An 18,960-nucleotide genomic window follows, 5' to 3' on the forward strand; every position below is an offset into this window, starting at 1 on the left:
GCTAGTTTTATAGGTCACCTACCCCATCCCCACCTGCCCAGCCTCCCACCCGAGCATCGCCTGCTTGCGTGTCAGCCCCCAGTGATAGCCCGTCAGCGCGCCGGTCTTGCCGAGCGCGCGATGGCACGGCACGACGAACGAGATCGGGTTCTTGCCGACCGCCGCGCCGACCGCGCGCGAGGCTTTCGGCGACTCCAGCCGCGTCGCGATGTCCGAGTAGCAGACGGCGCGGCCCATCGGGATCTTGAGCAGGGTCTCCCAGACGCGGACCTCGAAATCGGTGCCGATCAGGACGACGCGGAGCGGCTGGTCGGGGCGCCACAGGGTCTTGTCGAAGATGCGCTGGGCGAGGCCGGCGGTGCCGGGGACGTCCTCGACGTAAGTGGCGCGGGGCCAGCGGCTCTTCATGTCGGCGAGCGCGGAGGCCTCCTCGCCGGGATCGGCGAAGGCGAGGCCGGCGAGGCCGCGCGGGGTGGCCATCACCAGCGCGATGCCGAACGGACAGGGGTGGAAGCCGTAACGAAGCGTGGTGCCGGCGCCGCCGGTCTTCCATTCGCCGGGCGACATCGCTTCGTGGGTGACGAACAGGTCGTGCAGGCGGCCGGGGCCTGATAGCCCCGAGTCGAGTGCGGCGTCGAGCACGCTGGCCGAGCCCTTCAGCAGGCCCTTGGCGTGATCGAGCGTCAGCGCCTGCATGAACGCCTTCGGCGTCAGGCCGGCCCAGCGCCGGAACAGATGGTGCAGCTCGTCGGGCGTCAGGCTGGCGGCGTCGGCCATGTCCTCGATGGCCGGCTGCCGGCGCCAATGCTCGGAGATGAAGGCGATCGCGCGGCGCACCGCATCGTAGTCGCGGAGCGCGGCCGATTGGTGCGGGCCCGGCTTGGCCAGGGCGGAGTCGTGAATGGCGAGGGTCATCATGGGCTTGGATGTAGGGCGGCCGGGGCGGGTACTCCACCCGATTTCTGATCGGGGGGCTATGGCGAATGTGATCGGCTGGGCTGATCGTTTCGGGCCTCATGGTTCGAGACGCGCCGCTTGGGCGGCGCTCCTCACCATGAGGGTCAAGCGCCGCAAACGGCCGCTGCACGCAAAACCACGAACACGCCGACAGCGTGTTCATGGCGAGGGAATGGACCACTGCTTCATCTTATCGCCTTGGGGTCTCTTTGCGGGCGAAGGTCTTCCCCCCGAAAGCCGTTCTGCGCGCTGAGAGAGCCTGCAGCGCATCGAGATCGCCGCGGATCAAGGCCTCTTTCTTGGCGCGACTCCATTTCTTCAGGCGGCGTTCGCTTTCGATGGCATCCGTGATCCGCTCGAACCACTGCGAGTAGAGCAGTTTGACGGGACGCCGGGTCAACGTGTACCCGCCGAAGGTCCCGTCATTATGCTGGGCGACCCTCAGCTCCAGCGATGTCCTCGTGGTTCCGACGTACAGGCGTCCGTCGGCGCAGAGCACGATGTAGAGATACGCGCCTTCGGTCATGACGATCCTCGTGCCCTGTCTCTCCTCACCCTGAGGAGCCCGCCGAAGGCGGGCGTCTCGAACGGCGAGGCCCGTGCTGTGGCCTCATGGTGCGAGACCCAAGGACGGCCGCGGGGTTGCTCCTCGTTCCCCAGGGGAGTGCTGGCCGAGATAACGCCCTACAGCGGATTATACACCGGCCCGCGTTTCGCGGCCTGCAACCCCGCCGTCAGCGCCTTGGCGAAGCTGGCCTTTTCCTCCGGCCCCAGGAAGCTCGCGATGGCCACGCGCTGGCCGCGGGCGACGAGGTAGAGGTTTTCGATGCCGAACTCCTCGTGGCTGACCTGGTCGAGCCGCACCCAGAGCGGGTTGAAGCGCCATTCCATGACGTGGCCCTTGTGGCTGACGCGGCGCAGGCGCAGCTCGGTCAGGGTGATCGAGACGTCCTCATAGGCGTTGGCGCGGCGGAAGTTGACCTTGAAGGCCCAGTAGATCGCCAGCGCATCCAGGCCGAAGAAGCCCAGCACGGGCCAGGCGCCCATCAGCAGCGAGGCGAGGCCGCCGATGAAGCTGATGGCGCAGACCACGACCATCAGCACCAGAAACCCGGTGCGGCTGAGCGAGCGATGCGGCGTCAGCCGGGCCGCGAACAGCTCGGGATCAGCGGCGTCGGTGCCGGTCTCCTGATACGCAAAAGCGTTGCCTGGCGTCATGGGGCCTCAGTATACCCGGATCATGGCCAAAATCACCCGCCCCCAACGCGCCAAGCCGGCGCCGGTTCGCAGCCCCTTGAAGAAGGCCGCTCCCAAGGCCGCTTCCAAGGCAGCTCCCAAGGCAGCTCCCAAGTCAGCCCCTAAGGCCGCCTCGAAACGGGCCGCCAAGAAGGCTCCGGCGGCCAAGCCGAAGAGCCCTGCCCGGCCGGTCAAGAAAGCGTTGAGCGCGGCCAGGCCGTGGACCCCGGCCGAGATCCGCGAGGCCTTCAGCCGCTTCGCACAGGCCAATCCGGAGCCGAAGGGCGAGCTCGAGCACCTCAACCCCTACACCCTGCTGGTCGCCGTGGTGCTGTCGGCGCAGGCGACCGACGCCGGCGTCAACAAGGCGACGCGGCCGCTGTTCGCCGTCGCCGACACGCCGCAGAAGATGATCGCGCTCGGCGAGGACAAGCTCCGCGACACCATCAAGACCGTCGGCCTCTACCGCACCAAGGCCAGGAACGTGATCGCGCTGTCGCAGAAGCTGATCAGCGAATTCGGCGGCGAGGTGCCGCGCACGCGCGCGGAGCTGGAGTCGCTGCCCGGCGCCGGCCGCAAGACCGCGAACGTCGTGCTCAACATGGCGTTCGGCGAGCACACGATGGCGGTCGACACCCATGTATTCCGCGTCGGCAACCGCACCGGCTTGGCCCCTGGCAAGACGCCGCTGGAGGTCGAGCTCGGGCTGGAGAAGGTGATCCCGGCCGAGTTCATGCTGCACGCGCATCACTGGCTGATCCTGCACGGCCGCTACACGTGCCTGGCGCGCAAGCCGCGCTGCGAGCTGTGCCTGATCAAGGACCTCTGCCGCTGGCCCGAGAAGACCGCCTGATACGTTGTGCGTGACGAACGGTTTCGCCTGAGAACGCGTTTGACAGTCACTATTGTGTCACGGTGCGACGCCGTCTCACCATGGCCGGGCCACATCGCCGCCCGCATTGGACATAAGATGACACCCATAATCCGGGGCGATGTGAGTGGCGCGTGACGATTCCCGCGTTCTCGGACCTTTCTGCGCCGGGACGTTGAAGGATCAGCCGCATGGACCATACCGCCGCACTCGTGTCGCTCGCGACCTCGGTGCCACCGCATCAGTTCCGCCAGAACGAGGTGATGGAGGCCGCACGCGTGGTGCTGTCGCCGCGCTTTCCGCAGTTCGACACGATGGCGAGCCTGTTCGCCAACACCGGCATCCGCCAGCGCTACGGCGTCAAGCCGATCGAATGGTACATGGAGCGCCGCGGCTGGCCCGAGCGCACCGAGGCCTATCTCGAAGGCGCCGAGGCGCTGTTCATCGATGCGACCAACAAGGCCCTGGCGCAGGCCGATCTCGCAGCCGCCGACATCGATACCATCGTCACCGTGAGCTCGACGGGCATCGCGACGCCGACGCTGGAAGCGCGCGTCGCCGGGCGCCTGGGTTTCCGCGCGGACGTGTCGCGCGTGCCGGTGTTCGGCCTAGGCTGCGCCGGCGGCGTCTCGGGCCTGTCGATCGCCGCGCGGCTGGCGCAGGCCCGGCCCGGCACCAATGTGCTGTTGGTGACCTTCGAATTGTGCACGCTGGCTGTGCGCCATGATGAGTTGACGAAAGCCAACATCGTCGCGCTGAGCCTGTTCGGCGATGGTGCCGCAGCGGCGATCCTGCGCGCCGGCGATGGCGGCGCTATCAGGGTCGAGGCGACCGGCGAGAAGCTGTGGCCGGATACGCTGGATATCATGGGCTGGAGCGTCGATCCCGAAGGCTTCGGCGTGATCTTCCAGCGCACCATTCCTGACTTCGTTACCGAGAACATGGGCCCGGCCGTCAACGAGATCCTGGACCGGATGAAGCTCGCGCCTGCCGACGTCGACCGCTTCGTCTGCCATCCCGGCGGCGCCAAGGTGATCACGGCGCTGGAGCGCGCGCTGTCGCTCGGCCAGGGCACGCTGGATCATGAGCGCGAGATCATCGCCGACTACGGCAACATGTCCGCGCCGACGGTGCTGTTCGTGCTGGAGCGCGCCCGCGCCCGGGGCTTGCCGCCGCGCTCGGTGCTGACTGCGCTCGGACCTGGGTTCACCGCAAGCTGCGTATCATTGAGGAACGCCGCATGACCTTCGCCGCCTTCGTCCTCGCCCTCGTCACCATGCAACGGCTCGGCGAGCTCGTGCTCGCCCGCCACAACACCAAGCGCCTGCGCGCCATGGGCGCGGTCGAGGTCGGGGCGGATCATTATCCGCTGATGATCTCGATGCATGCGGCCTGGCTGGTGTCGCTGTGGCTGCTCGGTGCCGACCAGGAGGTCGACCCGTGGCTGCTGTCGGGCTTCGTGCTGCTGCAGGGGCTGCGCTGGTGGGTGCTGGCGACGCTCGGCCCGCGCTGGACCACGCGCATCATCATCCTGCCCGGTGCGCCGCTGGTGACCGATGGTCCGTATCGTTACATCTCGCATCCGAACTATCTGGTGGTCGCAGCCGAGATCGCGCTGCTGCCGCTGGCGCTGCATCTGCCGCTGATCGCGCTGATCTTCTCCGGCCTGAATGCGGCGGTGCTGTTCATCCGCATCCGCGCCGAATCGGAAGCACTCACCGGCATCGGCGGCGGCCAGACCGCATGAGCGCATCGGCCGCGCCGCAGGATCGTCCGAGCCTCGCCACCTGGCTCGGCTTCATCCTGATGTGCGTCGGCATGTTCATGGCGATCCTGGACATCCAGGTGGTAGCGACGTCGCTGCCGACCATCCAGGAGGCGCTCGGCATCACGCCGGAGGCGATGAGCTGGATCCAGACGGCGTATCTGATCGCCGAGATCATCGCCATTCCGCTCACCGGGCTGCTCACGCGCGTGTTCACGTTGCGCTGGCTGTTCGTCGGCGCCGTTGGCATCTTCACCGCCGCCTCGCTCGGCTGCGCGTTCAGCGGCGATTTTCACACGCTGCTGGCGTTTCGCGTGCTGCAGGGCTTCTTCGGGGGTCTCCTGATCCCCGTCGTGTTCTCCGCCGTGTTCCTGCTGTTTCCACCGCGCCTGCACGCGGTCGCGACGACGATCGGCGGCGTGGTTGCGGTGCTGGCGCCGACCATCGGCCCGGTCGTCGGCGGCTTCATCACCAACACCTGGTCGTGGCCCTGGCTGTTCCTGATCAACATCGTGCCCGGCATCATCGCCGCGTTGATGACGCCAAGCCTGCTGCCGAAGCAGCGCATGGATCTCGCGGAGCTCGACAAGCTCGACCTGTTTGCGCTGTTGCTGCTCGCGGTGTCCCTGGCCAGCCTCGAGCTCGGGCTGAAGGAGGCCCCGAAGGGCGGCTGGCTGTCGTCGAACTGCATTGCATTCCTGGTGCTGAGCGCGTCATGCCTCACTTTGCTGATCCAGCGCCTGCTGGCCTCACCGCATCCGATCCTGCGGCTCGGCAGCTTTCAGCGGCGGTCGTTCACGCTCGGCTGCCTGTCGAGCTTCTGTCTGGGCATCGGGCTGTTCGGCTCGGTCTACCTGATGCCGGTGTTCCTCGCCTTCGTGCGCGGCCACGACGCGTTCGAGATCGGCAAGATCATGCTGGTCACCGGCGTAGCGCAACTGATCGCCGCTCCGCTGGTGACGGCGCTGGACGGCAAGGTCGACGCGCGTCTCCTGACGGCGTTCGGCTTCGTGCTGTTCGGCTTCGGTCTGGCCGCGAGCGCGTTCCAGCCGTCGACCGCGGACTATCAGGAGATGTTCTGGCCGCAGGTGGTGCGCGGCGTCGGCATCATGTTCTGCCTGCTGCCGCCGACGCGGATTGCGCTCGGCGACCTGCCGCAGGCCGAGGTCGCCGATGCCAGCGGGCTGTTCAACCTGATGCGCAATCTCGGCGGCGCCATCGGCATCGCGCTGATCGACACCATCATCTATGGCCGCGTCGCCATGCATGCCCAGGCGTTTCGCGACCGCCTGCTGGCCGGCGATACCGCGGCGGCCAAGGCGATCGGGCTCGCGCCGGAGCTGCTGCGCAACCGGCCGCGCGGCGTCTCGGAGGAGCAGGCGATCGCCTATGTCCGGCCGCTGGTCGAGAAGGCCTCGCTGGCGCTGTGCGTCAACGAGGCGTGGTCGCTGCTCGCCGGTGTCGCGCTGCTCGGCTTCCTGCTGATCCCCTTCGCCCGCAGCAAGGCGGCGAGCCTGTCGCCGCGGATGATGGCGCTAGAGGCTGCGCAGCCGGCGCTCCGGCGACGGCTCGATCAGTTCGGGCCGCGGTCCGGATAGGCGCTTGTGCAGGTGGACCATGAAGGCCATGCCGAACAGCGGCGTCGCCAGGTTCACGATCGGGATGGTGACGAAGGCCGCGATGATCAGCCCCGCGGTGAACACGGTCACCGCATTGTCGCGCCGCATCGCCTTGGCCTCCGCCGGCGGCCGGAAGCGCATCGCGGCCAGCTCGAAATATTCGCGGCCGAGCAGCCACGCGGTGGCGAGGAAGAAGATCACGAAGCCGGCGCCGGCCAGGAACACGAAGGGCAGGGCGACCAGATAGATCAGGATGGTGAGGCCGGCGGCCTTGAGGCCCTCGATGATGGCGACGCCGAAGGGCAGGGCGACGCCGGGGCGCTCGGCTGGATAATGCTCGCGCTCGACGAGGTCCGCGACGTCGTCGACGAACAGGCTCGCGATCACCGAGGTGATCGCCGGCATCAGCATGATGCCGCCGAACACGACGCCGAAGCCGGCGGCGATCGAGATGATCCAGGTGAGCACCTCCAGGGTGCCGTGCGAGTTCGGCCCGAGCATGGCCTCCGCCCAGCCCTCGCCGGCGGTCGCGAGCCAGGTCAAGAGCCGCTGCAGCCCGATCGCGAGCACCGTGACCAGCACCAGCGCCAGCCCGATCGCGCGCCACAGGATCGAGCGCATCGGCGGCGACAAAATCTGCGAAATCGCCTTGATGGCGGCGTCGATCATGGCGGGGTCCCTCGCTGCAAAGCCCGCGGCAGAGGTAGACATGCCGGCGGGCTTCGGCAAGTCCGCCGGCATCGTATCAAAGTTCGGTCGCCCGCAGTCGCAGCGCGTTGCCGACCACGCTGACCGACGACAGCGACATCGCGGCGGCGGCGATGATCGGCGACAGCAGGATGCCGAACAGGGGATAGAGGACGCCCGCGGCGATCGGGATGCCGGCGGCGTTGTAGATGAACGCGAAGAACAGGTTCTGGCGGATGTTGCGCATCGTCGCCGCCGACAGCTTTCGCGCCCGCGCGATACCGCCGAGGTCGCCCTGGAGAAGCGTAATGCCGGCGCTCTCCATGGCGACGTCGGTGCCGGTGCCCATCGCGATGCCGACGTCGGCCGCGGCGAGCGCCGGCGCGTCGTTGACGCCGTCGCCGGCCATCGCGACGATCTTGCCGCTGGCGCGCAGACGCGCGACCACCGCGCTCTTCTGCTCGGGCAGCACCTCGGCCTCGACCTCGGTGATGCCGATCTTGCGCGCGACCGCGGTGGCCGTGGTGCGGTTGTCGCCGGTCAGCATGATCACCTTGATGCCGTCGGCCGCGAGGGCCTTCAGCGCCTCCGGCGTCGAGGCCTTGACCGGATCGGCGATCGCAAACAGCGCTGCCGGCTTGCCGTCGACGGCCATCGTGATCACGGTGGCGCCTTCGCTGCGCAGCCGCTTGCTCTCGACGCCCAGCGTATCGGTGATGATGCCGAGTGAGGCCAGGTAGGTGGCGGTGCCGAGCACGATGGCTTTGCCGTCGACCTCGCCGCGGGCGCCCTTGCCGGTCGGCGCGTCGAAGCCCTTGACGTCGGCGAGCTTGATGTTGCGCTCGGTGGCATGACGGACGACGGCCGCGGCGAGCGGATGTTCGCTGGCGCGCTCCACGCTTGCCGCGAGTCGCAGCGCCTCGGTCTCGTCGAAACCATCGGCGGTGACGATCGCCGTCACCTTCGGCTTGCCCTCGGTCAAGGTGCCGGTCTTGTCGACGACCAGCGTATCGACCTTCTCCATCCGCTCCAGCGCCTCGGCGCTCTTGATCAGCACGCCCGCCTGGGCGCCGCGACCGACGCCGACCATGATCGACATCGGCGTCGCGAGACCGAGTGCGCAGGGACAGGCGATGATCAGCACGCTCACGGCGGCGACGAGGCCGAAGGCGAAGCGCGGATCGGGACCGAACGCGTACCACGCGACGAAGGCGGCAATGGCTGCTGCGATCACCATCGGCACGAACCAGCCCGCGACCTGGTCGGCGAGGCGCTGGATCGGCGCGCGCGAGCGCTGCGCGTCGGCGACCATCTGCACGATCTGCGACAACAGGGTCTCGCGGCCGACCTTGTCGGCGCGCATCACGAAGCTGCCGGTCTGGTTCAAGGTGCCGGCGATGACGCGCTCGCTTTCGGCCTTGGTCACGGGCATCGACTCGCCCGTCACCAACGATTCGTCGAGCGAGGAGCGGCCTTCGAGAATGATGCCGTCGACCGGCACCTTCTCGCCCGGGCGCACGCGCAGGCGATCGCCGACCGCGAGTTCGGCGATCTCCACCTCGTGGTCGTTGCCGTCGGCATCGAGCCGCCGCGCCGTCTTCGGCGCCAGCTGCAGCAGCGCCTTGATCGCGCCCGACGTCGCGTCGCGCGCGCGCAGCTCCAGCACCTGGCCGAGCAGGACGAGAACGGTGATCACGGCGGCCGCCTCGAAATACGCCGCGACCGCGCCGCCGTGGCCGCGGAACGCCGGCGGAAACGCCTGCGGCGCTAGGGTCGCGACCACGCTGTAGACATAGGCGACGCCCGTGCCCATGGCGATCAGGGTAAACATGTTGAGATTGCGGGTCTGGACCGATTGCCAGCCGCGGACAAAGAACGGCCAGCCGGCCCACAGCACGACTGGTGTCGCCAACGCGAGCTGGATCCAGTTCGACAACATCGGATCGACAAAGCCATGGCCGCCGACGAGGTGGCCGCCCATCTCGAGCACGACGACGGGAGCGGCGAGCAAGGTGCCGATCCAGAATCGCCGTGTCATGTCGGCGAGCTCGGGATTGGGCGCGTCGTCGAGGCTGATGACGTCGGGCTCCAGCGCCATGCCGCAGATCGGGCAGGTGCCCGGGCCCACCTGCCGGATCTCGGGATGCATCGGGCAGGTGTAGATCGTGCCTGCCGGCATCGCGGGCGGCGACTCGCGTTCGCCGCGATATTTGTCGGGATCAGCCGCGAACTTGGTGCGGCAGCCGGCCGAGCAGAAATGGAAGGTGTGACCCTCGTGCTCGAAGCGATGCTTCGAGGTCGCGGGATCGACGCTCATGCCGCAGACGGGATCGATGACCTTTGCCTGGTCATGCTGATGCGCATGGTGCTCATGACCGCCACAGCACGACTGCGCGGCTGCAGGTGCGGCTGCGAGATACTTGGCGGGATCGGCGGCGAACTTGGTGCGACACCCGGCCGAGCAGAAATGGAAGGTGTGACCCTGATGCTCGAAGCGATGCGTCGAGGTCGCCGGATCGACCGACATGCCGCAGACCGGATCCGTGACCTTCGCCGGTTCAGGCGCAGCGTGGTCCGAGCCGCCGCAGCAGGCCCCCGAATCGCCGTCAGGCGCCGCGCCGGCACGATCGCTGCAACAGTTGTCCGCGGATGCTTGGTTGTGTCCGGTTTCCACCGCGCGCGCGTGCGATCCACAGCCGCATCCGCCCTCGCCGGCCGCCGCGCTACCATGCTCGTGTTTGGTTTCCGACATCGCCCAGCCTCTTGAAACCTATACCCTGTAGGGGTATATAGGCTCCATGCGCGAGGACATCAAGACATCCTGTCAGAAACGTTTGAGCCGGATCGAAGGGCAGGTCAGGGGCCTGTCGAAGATGGTCGAGGACAACCGCTACTGCATCGACATCGTGACCCAGATCTCCGCTGTGCGGGCGGCGCTGCGCCGGGTCGAGGAGGAGATCCTGCGCGACCACGTCGCCCATTGCGTCGAGCACGCGATCGCCTCTGGCGACAAGGCCGATCAGCGGCAGAAGATCGCGGAGCTGATGGACGTGATCGGCCGGTCGGATCGCTGAGCAGAATGGATGACGATCAAACCGCGACCTTGCGCCGTCGGGCAGCCGCGCGCGGCGCGACCTGCCGCACCGGCTCGGTGACGAGGTAGTGCTCGTTGACGACGAGCCGTTCGCTGACTTCCTCGATCATCATTTCCTCAGCCGGAACCGGCTGCGCCGCCTCTTCGTCAGCCGCCTCAGGAACGAGCGGCGGCGCTGTGACGGAGCCTGGAAACACGGCGAACTCGCCCGCTACCTCCGCGAGCGGCTTCTGCTTGTCGGCCCAGTGCAGCGTCGTGTAGTCGAATCCATTGACGATGGTCGGCTTGATGATCTCGAAATAGGGCGAGATGTCGAAGTCGCGCGGCATGTAGAGCGACGAATCGCGGATGTGCAGGATCTCGCGCTTGGCGCGCCGTGAGGGGGCCCGCGTGATCTTCGGCAGGATCGGATAGCGGACCGCGTCGAACGCCTGCGCGATCAGCGCCGAGCAGATCATCTTGGTCGGATCGCCCGAACCCAGCGCGATCATACGCCGCCGCCAGCGTTGCGGAACCGGCATCGGGATCAGATAGCGCATCAGGTCGATGATGTTCTTGGTGTCGTAGCCGAAGCCGATGCGATTGATGGCGTAGCGGCACACCGTATGCCGGTCCTCATAGGTCAGGCCGACCGGACGGCACACGCGGGTATGATAGGCGAAGTATTTCGACAGCGGCGCCGAGATCACGCCGTCGCCGACATAGGCTTCGACCAGCACATGCGGCTCCCCGTCGGGCTCGACGGCGCCATCGATGGGGCCGACATAGAGCGCGGCGTGCGACCAGGTCGACTGCGTGAGATATTTGATGATGCCGGAGATGCGGCTGTTGCCCTCGACCAGCAGCACGTCGCCGGGCTGGACGTCCTTGCGCAGGTAGTCCGGATCGCTCGGCGTGAACGGCTCATAGCCGGGGATCTCCTTCTGGAGATAGGCGGCAATCAGCTTGCCGATCTGGTCGAGCACGATACCCATAACGCTCCCCGGGCGACCTTGGCCGGTCGCCGGCTTTTCCCTTCTTCCATGATGGTCGATTGCGGTTGCAATTTGGTTCATAGTCGAAGCAGTCCGCACGGTATCGCGTTTACCATCCCGGTTGCCGCAGCGCAGCAGATACGGCAAATTCGGTCGGTATTCGTTTCGTTCAAAGCTTTCGGAAACCATGTCATGAACTTCACGCGCCGCGGCTTCCTCTCCGCTTCCGCGGCGCTGGCCGCGCTGCCCATCTCAGGCCGCGCCGCGCAGGCGGCTGTTCCGCGCGAGGCTGACATTGTCGTGATCGGGGCGGGTGCGGCGGGAATCGCCGCGGCCCGCCGGATCGTGGCCGCCAACCGCAAGGTCGTGGTGCTGGAGGCCGCGCCGCAGATCGGCGGTCGCTGCAGCACGGATGTCGCCACCTTCGGCGTGCCGTTCGATCGCGGCGCCCGCTGGCTGCTCAGCGCCGACAGCAATCCCATCGGAAGGCTCGCGCGCGGCGTCGGACTCGATCTCGTCGCGGCTCCCGTCGGGCAGAAGATCCGGGTCGGCCGGCGCAATGCGCGGCCCGGCGAGACCGAGCAGTTCCTGGCCGGGCTGGTGCGCGCCAATCGCGCCATCGACGAGGCGGCGCGCGGCAAGCTCGATACCTCCTGCGCCGCGGCGCTGCCGAAAGATCTGGGCGACTGGACCAGCACCACCGCGTTCGTGCTCGGCGCCAGCGCGACCGGAAAGGATCTCGCCGATCTCTCCGCGATGGACAAGGCGCGCGCACAGGGTCGCAGCGCTCCGCTGGCCTGCCGGCAGGGGCTGGGCACGTTCCTCGCCAAGCTCGGCGAATCGTTGCCGTCATCGCTGTCGACTCCGGCAACGCGCGTCGTGTGGACCAACCGCGACGTCGCGGTGGAAACGCCGGCGGGGCGAATCGCGACGCGCGCCGTCATCCTCACGGTGTCGACCAACGTGCTGACGTCAGGCGCCATCAAGTTCGCGCCCGAGCTGCCGAAGCGGCAGCTCGACGCCGCCGCCAAGCTCAGCCTCGGCAGCTACGATCACATTGCGCTGATGCTGGCGGGCAATCCGCTCGGCCTGTCGCGGGACGAGGTCATCATCGAGCAGAGCAATTCCAACCGCACGGGTCTGCTGCTTGCCAATATCGGTGGATCGTCGCTTTGTACCGTCGATGTTGCCGGCGCCTTCGGCCGCGAACTATCAGCGCAGGGCGAGGCGGCGATGGCCGACTTCGCCAGGGAGTGGATCGGCAAGCTGTTTGGAAGTGAAGCCGCCGCAGCGGTGAAGTCGTCAGCAGCCACGCGCTGGAACCAGGTGCCGGGCGTGCTCGGCGCGATGTCGGCGGCCACGCCCGGCAGCCAGGGCGCCCGCAAAATTCTGGGCGAACCGTTGGGCCCGCTGTTCCTGGCCGGCGAGGCCACGCACGAAACGCTGTGGGGCACGGTCGACGGCGCCTGGGACTCCGGCGAGCGCGCCGCGGAAGCCGCGCTGCGCCGGATCGGCGCGATCAAGGACGCCGAGCCGGAGCCGAGCAGTGAGCGGCAACGACCGCGCCGTCGCGGCAAGGTGCGCTCGGCCTCGCCGGAGGATTGACCGTCGATCCGCAAACTCATCAGCAAGATGGTGGGCACGGCGCAACTGCGATCTCAAGCGTTGAAATGGCACGGCTGCGCCTTTGCCCACCCTACGGCTGATGCAGGCGAGCTGCCGATTGAAGCACGCCCAGCCTTGGCTACACAGGCAGCTTCAATTCCATCAGGTCTTTCGCGACCACGATGCGGCCCGTGTAGTTCTTCTTCACGTCCCGCGTCCAGTCCTCGTCCGTCACTTCGGGATCATCACCGGGTACGAAGTGGCTGAGCGCCAGCACTTTCACGCCTGCAGCCGCGGCGATGCGTCCGACGTCTTCCGTGGTCGTGTGGCTGTCGAGCAGGTGCTTCTTCAGCGTCGAGCCGTTCTTCGTCTTGGCGACCAGCCGATCGACCGCGGGCACATAGAGGCATTCATGCACGAGCACATCGGCGCCCTTGGCAAACTCTGCAAGCTTCGGGTTATAGGCGGTGTCGCTCGAGAACACGATCGTGCCGTCGGGCGTCTCGAACTTGTACGCGAAGTTGTCGGTGATCGGCGGATGTGGCGTGCGGAACGCGGTTACCGTCACGTTCGCCGTCTTCAGCACGACGCCGTCCGCGTCGATATCCTTCGCGACCAGGAGTGGCCGCGGATCTGGCCGGCCTTCGTCCGCGATGCGGGTGTCGACGTCGAACTTGTTAGTTTCCCAGAAGCTCCTGGTCATCGCCTCCAGGCCCCTCGGTCCGAACGACTGGATCGGCGTCGACAATCCTGCGGCCCAGGCGTTGTAGAACAGGTTGCCGTATTCGAGATTGTGATCGGAATGGTGGTGGCTGATCAGGATGTACTTGATCGATGGGATCGGAACCCCAGCACTGACGAGCTGACGGCTGACGCCCATGCCGCAATCGATCACGAACGGCGTGCCGTTGACGACGACGAGGTTGGCCGGATTTGAAGCGCCCACGCCGACGCGTGGGCCGCCCTTGGTGCCGAGGAAGACGATGCGCGTGCCCGTCTTCGCGCCTTGCGCGAACGCCGCGGGCGCCGCGATGGCGCCGGCCGTTCCCAGCGCGAGCTTGAGCATTGTTCGCCGATGGATCACGGTGGCCTCCCTGTCTGCTTCGTTGCAGGAAGGCTAACCCCGCCCGAGCACGCCGTCGAGGGCCGGCAGGCCGGCGATCACGGCGATTGCGATCAGCGCATAGCAGATGGCGCGAAACACCTGCTCGCTGGCACGGCCGAACAGCGACGCGCCGAACGCGACACCAAGCGCGTAGACCGGACCGATCAGCAGCGAAAGCTTCAGCGAATCCCAGGTGATCAGCCCGCTCATTGCGTAGCTCACCATCGCGAAGAAGTCCGATGCGCCGAAGAACAGCACGATATTCGCTCGCGCGATCTTTGGCGGGATCGGGCGTCCCAGCCAGTAGCCGACGATCGGCGGGCCCCCGGTCTGCGCCAGTCCGCTGCAGAATCCGGAGATATAGCCGACAGCGACCGACAGCGCGGTGTACTCCCTGCCGCGATAGCGCCAGCCGGACAGCAGCAGCGCAAGCAGCGCGATCACGAAACCGGTGATGATCCAGCGTACGGTGACAGGGTCCAGCCGGCTGAGGAAATAGGTGCCCACGGGCACGCCGACCAACGCACCCGCGACGATCACGGCGGTGGCCTTGCGGTCGGCCTCGCGCCAGGCCGGCGCCACCATTGGGGCCATCGATACGAAGTCGATCACCAGCAGCAGCGGCGCGACCAGACGGGGCGTCGCAAAGCTGCTCGCGAGCGGCATGAAGATCAGCGCCGCGCCGAAGCCGGAGAAGCCGCGCGCGGTTGCGGCGATGAAAGCGACGATCGCCAGCGCGACCGCCGCGAACAGGCTGAGATCGGCAGGGATGAGCCCGGACAGGCTCATCCGCGCAACGTGCCGCCGGTCTTCTTGCCAACGTCGGCCGTGATCTTTGCCGCGACGGCGTCGATCTCCTCGTCCGTCATCGTCCTCTCGCGCGGCTGCAGGGTGACGGCGATCGCTACCGACTTCTTGCCGTCCTCGATGCCCTTGCCCTCGTAGACGTCGAACACGGCGACATCGGTGATCAGCTTCTTGTCGACGCCCTGCGCGGCGCGCACGATATCGCCGGCCTTGACCTTGCGATCGACGATGAAGGCGAAGTCGCGCGACACCGGCTGGAATGCGGACAGCTCCAGCACCGGCTTGGCGCGCGTCGGCTTCGCCTTGGCGGCCGGAATGCGATCCAGGATCACCTCGAAGGCGACGAGCGGCCCGTCGGCTTTCAGCGCCTCGAGCGTGCGCGGATGCAGCTCGCCGAAATGGCCGAGCACGTTCTGCGGTCCCATCTGGATCGTGCCGGAGCGTCCCGGATGCATCCAGGCGGGGCCGCCGGCGACGATCTGCAGCGACGCCATCGGCGCGCCGGCGGCCGCCAGCACGGCGAGTGCATCGGCCTTCGCGTCGTAAGCGCTCGCCGCCTGAGATCCCGTCCAATGTCGGCCGAGACCCTTCGCCGACGCGACGCCACGGCGGATGCCGCTCGCCGCCATGAGCTGGTCCGCGGGGCCATCGCCCTTGAAGATCTGCCCGACCTCGAAGATCGCGGCATCGCCGAAGCCACGATCGGCGTTGGCCTGCACGGTTGCGATCAGTCCCGGCAGCAGGCTCGGCCGCATGTCGGAGAGATCGGCGGCAATCGGGTTCGCAAGCGCGAGCTCGGCCTTGCCGCCGCCGAACAGCTCGGCCGCCGGCTTGGAGATGAACGACCAGGTCACGGCCTCGACCATGCCGCGCGCCGCCAGCGCGCGCTTGGCGCGCCGGGTGCGCAGCTGGATCGGCGTCAGCACCGGCTTGCGCGGGGCATCGCCGCGCTCGAACGGCGTCATCGGCACCTTGTCGACGCCGACGATGCGCACGACCTCCTCGACGATGTCGGCCTTGCCATGCACGTCGCTGCGCCAGGAGGGCACCGCGACCTTCACGACCGGGCCGTTGCCGGCGACCACGAAGCCGAGATGCGTCAGGATCCGCCGCATCTCGGTCAGCGGCACCTCGATGCCCGCCAGCCGCTTCACCTCGGTCAGTGGGAAATCGATGATACGGTCATCACCAAACGGATTGCCGACGACGACGGTCTCCGACGGCGTGCCGCCGCAAAGCTCGAGCACGAGCCTGGTCGCCATCTCCAGGCCCGGCACCATGAAGGCCGGATCGACGCCGCGCTCGAAGCGGTAGCGCGCGTCGGAATTGATGCCGAGCTTGCGGCCGGTCTGGGCGATGTTGATCTCGTTCCACAGCGCCGATTCGATCAGCACGTCGGTGGTGCCTTCGTCGCAGCCGGAGGCTTCGCCGCCCATGATGCCGGCGAGCGATTCGACGCCGGAATCGTCGGCGATGACGCACATCGAATGGTCGAGCGTGTAGGTCCGGCCGTCGAGCGCGAGCAGGGTCTCGCCGTCACGCGCGCGGCGGACGACCAGATTGCCCTTCACCTTCTTGGCGTCGAACACGTGCAGCGGACGCGCGCGGTCGAAGGTCATGTAGTTGGTGATGTCGACCAGCGCGTTGATCGGGCGCAGGCCGATCGATGTGAGGCGCTGCTGCAGCCACTTCGGCGACGGGCCGTTCTTGACGCCGCGCACCAGTCGCAGCGCGAAGCCCGGACAAAGCTTCTCGTCCTCGACCGTGACCTTCACCGGGCAGGGGAGCTCGCCCTTCGCCGGCTTGATGCCGGGGTCCTTCAGCTTGCCCATGTCGGCGGCGGCGAGGTCGCGGGCGATGCCGTGCACGCCGGTGCAGTCCTGGCGGTTCGGCGTCAGGTTGATCTCGAACATGGGATCGCCGAGGCCGGCCCACTCCGCGTAAGGAGTGCCGATCGGCGCATCCGCCGGCAGCTCCATGATGCCGTCGTGATCGTCGGAAATCTGCAGCTCGGCCGCCGAGCACAGCATGCCACGGCTCTCGACGCCGCGGATCGTGCCGACCGAGAGCGTGATGTTCTTGCCGGGGATGTAGGTGCCGGGCGGCGAGAACACCGACACCAGGCCCGCGCGCGCGTTCGGCGCACCGCACACCACCTGCACCGGCGCGCCACCGTCACCGGTGTCGACCATGCAGACGCGTAAGCGGTCGGCGTTCGGGTGCTGCTCGGCGGAAACGACGCGCGCGATTCGATAGGGCGCGAGCAGCTTCGCTTTGTCCTCGAGATGCTCGACCTCGAGGCCGATCATGGTGAGCTTCTCGGCGAGCCTCTCCACCGGCTCATCGGTGTCGAGATGGTCCTTCAGCCAGGACAAAGTGAATTTCATGGCTGCATGCCTCGGATCTTGCTGGTGTTTGTATCGTGTGTGTTGGCTTCGTATGTGCCGTCTTGGCCGCTTGCACAGCTCTCTCCGCTCCCTCCCCCCTTGTGGGGGAGGGTTGGGGAGGGGGGTAAGCCACGGGCGCGGACGGCGAGAGCCTGACGGATGGCTTCAACGACGCCTTCCAAGTTCGAAGTCACCTGCTCGTTGGTGAAGCGGTGGACTTCAAAGCCTTCGGCTGCGAAGAATGCGTCGCGTTGGGCGTCTCTTGCCTGCCGTTCGGCGAAATCATGCGATTCCCCGTCGAGTTCGATGACAAGCTTTGCCGAGAAGCAGACGAAGTCAGCAATGTAGTTACGAAACGGGACTTGGCGGCGAAAGCTGGCGCCATCGATCCGGTTCGCCTTGATGTAGCGCCAGAGCAGTGTCTCGGCGCGCGTCATCGCCTGGCGAAGTTGCTTCGCCCGGCGGCGATGGCGCTCGCTGACAACTGCGTGCGGCATCCGGGGCTACCCCCCTCCCTGACCCTCCCCCACAAGGGGGGAGGGAACGGAGAAACCGGTGGTTGTCGAAGCGCGCGCGCGGGGGATCCAGCTCTCCCCCGCAAGCGGGAGAGGGAGTCCTACCGCCCGAGCGGAGACAGCGAGGCCGGCAACGCTCACGCGCTCAATCCCCCCGCGAGCGTCGGCACATCCAGCGGCTTGAAGCCGTAGTGGGACAGCCAGCGGACGTCGCCTTCGAACAATTGGCGCAGGTCGCTCATGCCGTATTTCAGCATCGCAATGCGGTCGATGCCCATGCCCCAGGCAAAACCCTGGTACTCGTCGGGATCGATGCCACAGGCGCGCAGCACGTTCGGATGCACCATGCCGCAGCCGAGAATCTCCAGCCAGTCCTCGCCTTCGCCGAAGCGGATCTCGCCCTTGTCGCGGCGGCACTGGATATCGACCTCGAGCGACGGCTCGGTGAACGGGAAGAACGACGGCCGGAATTTCATGTTGATGTGGTCGACCTCGAAGAACGCCTTGCAGAACTCGTGCAGGATCCATTTGAGGTGGCCGAGATGCGAGCCCTTGTCGATGACGAGGCCTTCGACCTGGTGGAATTGCGGCGTGTGGGTCGCGTCCGAATCGATGCGGTAGGTGCGGCCCGGGCAGATCACGCGGATCGGCGGCTTCTGGCTCAGCATCGTCCGCACCTGCACCGGCGAGGTGTGGGTCCGCAGCAGCATGCGCGAGCCGTCCGGCTTCGGATTGAAGAAGAACGTGTCGTGCATCTCCCGCGCCGGATGGCCTTCCGGGAAGTTCAGCTTGGTGAAGTTGTAGTCGTCGGTCTCGACATCGGGGCCCTCCGCGATCGAGAAGCCCATGTCGGCGAAAATCGTGGTCAATTCGTCCATCACCTGGCTGAGCGGATGGATGCGGCCGGTCTCGGCCGGCGAATCCTGCAGCGGCAGGGTGACGTCGATGGTCTCGGCCGCGAGCCTCGCGTCCAGCGCTGCGGCCTTGAGCACCTCGCGGCGCGCGGTCAGCGCCTGCGTGACCTTGTCCTTGGCAAGGTTGATTGCCGCGCCTTGCGTCTTGCGCTCGTCGGGAGACATCTTGCCGAGCGTGGCCAGCAGCGCCGAGATCGAGCCCTTCTTGCCGAGGGCTGCGACGCGCACGGCTTCCAGCGCGGCTTCATCGCCGGCGGTGGCGATCTGGTCGAGGATCGAGGTCTCGAGCGAGGCGAGGTCGGACACGGTCAAAATCTCCGCGGGACAAAGGCGGCTGGGTTGTCGCCGCGCGGGCGACAGGGGTCAAGCGAAAGGATCGATGTCGCCGAACAGCAAAAAGCGGCCGAGATCGTCGGCCGCTTTG

Annotated in this window: 17 protein-coding genes; 6 read left to right on the forward strand and 11 right to left on the reverse strand. The window is 67.2% G+C overall.

The features are described 5' to 3' along the window. Positions 1 to 18 precede the first annotated feature (18 nt). The 3 genes from QX039_RS30345 to QX039_RS30355 all read right to left on the reverse strand — a co-directional run bounded on the left by QX039_RS30345 (position 19) and on the right by QX039_RS30355 (position 2,175). On the reverse strand, positions 19 to 918 hold the full coding sequence (locus tag QX039_RS30345) for a bifunctional helix-turn-helix domain-containing protein/methylated-DNA--[protein]-cysteine S-methyltransferase (protein ID WP_315770643.1): 900 nt from the start codon (positions 916 to 918) through the stop codon (positions 19 to 21). A gap of 229 nt (positions 919 to 1,147) precedes the next feature. Continuing rightward, positions 1,148 to 1,483, reverse strand: coding sequence for a GIY-YIG nuclease family protein (locus tag QX039_RS30350; RefSeq protein ID WP_315770645.1), 336 nt, complete (start codon positions 1,481 to 1,483; stop codon positions 1,148 to 1,150). 158 nt (positions 1,484 to 1,641) lie between these two features. Beyond that, positions 1,642 to 2,175, reverse strand: a complete 534-nt coding sequence (locus tag QX039_RS30355; protein WP_315770648.1) for a DUF2244 domain-containing protein — start codon at positions 2,173 to 2,175, stop codon at positions 1,642 to 1,644. A 22-nt stretch (positions 2,176 to 2,197) separates the two neighbouring features. Between QX039_RS30355 and nth the strand changes: the two genes are divergently transcribed. The 4 genes from nth (at position 2,198) to QX039_RS30375 (ending at position 6,427) form a co-directional block, all read left to right on the forward strand. Further along, positions 2,198 to 3,046 (forward strand): endonuclease III, encoded by an 849-nt coding sequence (gene nth, locus QX039_RS30360; RefSeq protein ID WP_315770650.1) that lies wholly within the window; start codon positions 2,198 to 2,200, stop codon positions 3,044 to 3,046. Positions 3,047 to 3,255: 209 nt separating this feature from the next. Next, positions 3,256 to 4,308 (forward strand): type III polyketide synthase, encoded by a 1,053-nt coding sequence (locus QX039_RS30365; protein ID WP_315770652.1) that lies wholly within the window; start codon positions 3,256 to 3,258, stop codon positions 4,306 to 4,308. Further along, a complete protein-coding gene (locus QX039_RS30370) occupies positions 4,305 to 4,811 on the forward strand; it encodes an isoprenylcysteine carboxyl methyltransferase family protein (RefSeq protein ID WP_315716838.1) in 507 nt (168 codons plus the stop codon). The genes QX039_RS30365 and QX039_RS30370 overlap by 4 nt, the downstream gene beginning before the upstream one ends. After that, a complete protein-coding gene (locus QX039_RS30375) occupies positions 4,808 to 6,427 on the forward strand; it encodes a DHA2 family efflux MFS transporter permease subunit (protein ID WP_315770654.1) in 1,620 nt (539 codons plus the stop codon). Before QX039_RS30370 ends, QX039_RS30375 begins: the two co-directional genes overlap by 4 nt. Here the strand turns inward: QX039_RS30375 and QX039_RS30380 are convergent. Both QX039_RS30380 and QX039_RS30385 read right to left on the reverse strand, forming a co-directional pair. Next, a complete protein-coding gene (locus QX039_RS30380) occupies positions 6,365 to 7,117 on the reverse strand; it encodes a sulfate transporter family protein (RefSeq protein ID WP_315740375.1) in 753 nt (250 codons plus the stop codon). The genes QX039_RS30375 and QX039_RS30380 overlap by 63 nt on opposite strands. 76 nt (positions 7,118 to 7,193) lie before the next feature. Continuing rightward, on the reverse strand, positions 7,194 to 9,887 hold the full coding sequence (locus QX039_RS30385) for a heavy metal translocating P-type ATPase (RefSeq protein ID WP_315740374.1): 2,694 nt from the start codon (positions 9,885 to 9,887) through the stop codon (positions 7,194 to 7,196). 46 nt (positions 9,888 to 9,933) lie between these two features. On the opposite strand from QX039_RS30385, the gene QX039_RS30390 reads away from it, so the two are divergent. After that, positions 9,934 to 10,209 carry a metal-sensitive transcriptional regulator gene (locus QX039_RS30390; protein ID WP_315716843.1) on the forward strand — a complete coding sequence of 92 codons (276 nt, stop codon included), beginning with the start codon at positions 9,934 to 9,936 and terminating at the stop codon, positions 10,207 to 10,209. A gap of 16 nt (positions 10,210 to 10,225) precedes the next feature. On the opposite strand, the gene QX039_RS30395 is transcribed toward QX039_RS30390, so the two are convergent. After that, positions 10,226 to 11,203, reverse strand: coding sequence for a YiiX/YebB-like N1pC/P60 family cysteine hydrolase (locus tag QX039_RS30395; RefSeq protein ID WP_315740373.1), 978 nt, complete (start codon positions 11,201 to 11,203; stop codon positions 10,226 to 10,228). Between the two features lie 192 nt (positions 11,204 to 11,395). Here QX039_RS30395 and QX039_RS30400 point away from each other — a divergent pair, with 192 nt between their 5' ends. Beyond that, positions 11,396 to 12,808 (forward strand): flavin monoamine oxidase family protein, encoded by a 1,413-nt coding sequence (locus QX039_RS30400; RefSeq protein ID WP_315740372.1) that lies wholly within the window; start codon positions 11,396 to 11,398, stop codon positions 12,806 to 12,808. A gap of 139 nt (positions 12,809 to 12,947) precedes the next feature. Here QX039_RS30400 and QX039_RS30405 read toward each other — a convergent pair whose 3' ends face one another. The 5 genes from QX039_RS30405 to pheS all read right to left on the reverse strand — a co-directional run bounded on the left by QX039_RS30405 (position 12,948) and on the right by pheS (position 18,842). Beyond that, on the reverse strand, positions 12,948 to 13,892 hold the full coding sequence (locus QX039_RS30405) for an MBL fold metallo-hydrolase (protein WP_315740371.1): 945 nt from the start codon (positions 13,890 to 13,892) through the stop codon (positions 12,948 to 12,950). Positions 13,893 to 13,925: 33 nt separating this feature from the next. Then, entirely contained in the window at positions 13,926 to 14,702 is a 777-nt protein-coding gene (locus tag QX039_RS30410; protein ID WP_315740370.1) for a sulfite exporter TauE/SafE family protein, read from the reverse strand. Further along, the gene (gene pheT / locus QX039_RS30415) at positions 14,699 to 17,107 is read right to left on the reverse strand and encodes a phenylalanine--tRNA ligase subunit beta (RefSeq protein ID WP_315740369.1); all 2,409 of its coding nucleotides are present in this window, start codon (positions 17,105 to 17,107) and stop codon (positions 14,699 to 14,701) included. The genes QX039_RS30410 and pheT overlap by 4 nt, the downstream gene beginning before the upstream one ends. Further along, positions 17,104 to 17,604 carry an endonuclease domain-containing protein gene (locus QX039_RS30420; protein ID WP_315740368.1) on the reverse strand — a complete coding sequence of 167 codons (501 nt, stop codon included), beginning with the start codon at positions 17,602 to 17,604 and terminating at the stop codon, positions 17,104 to 17,106. The genes pheT and QX039_RS30420 overlap by 4 nt, the downstream gene beginning before the upstream one ends. A gap of 155 nt (positions 17,605 to 17,759) precedes the next feature. After that, on the reverse strand, positions 17,760 to 18,842 hold the full coding sequence (gene pheS, locus QX039_RS30425) for a phenylalanine--tRNA ligase subunit alpha (RefSeq protein WP_315740367.1): 1,083 nt from the start codon (positions 18,840 to 18,842) through the stop codon (positions 17,760 to 17,762). Between the last annotated feature and the right edge of the window lie 118 nt (positions 18,843 to 18,960).

This window comes from Bradyrhizobium sp. SZCCHNR1043 (assembly GCF_032489675.1).
Lineage (GTDB): Bacteria > Pseudomonadota > Alphaproteobacteria > Rhizobiales > Xanthobacteraceae > Bradyrhizobium.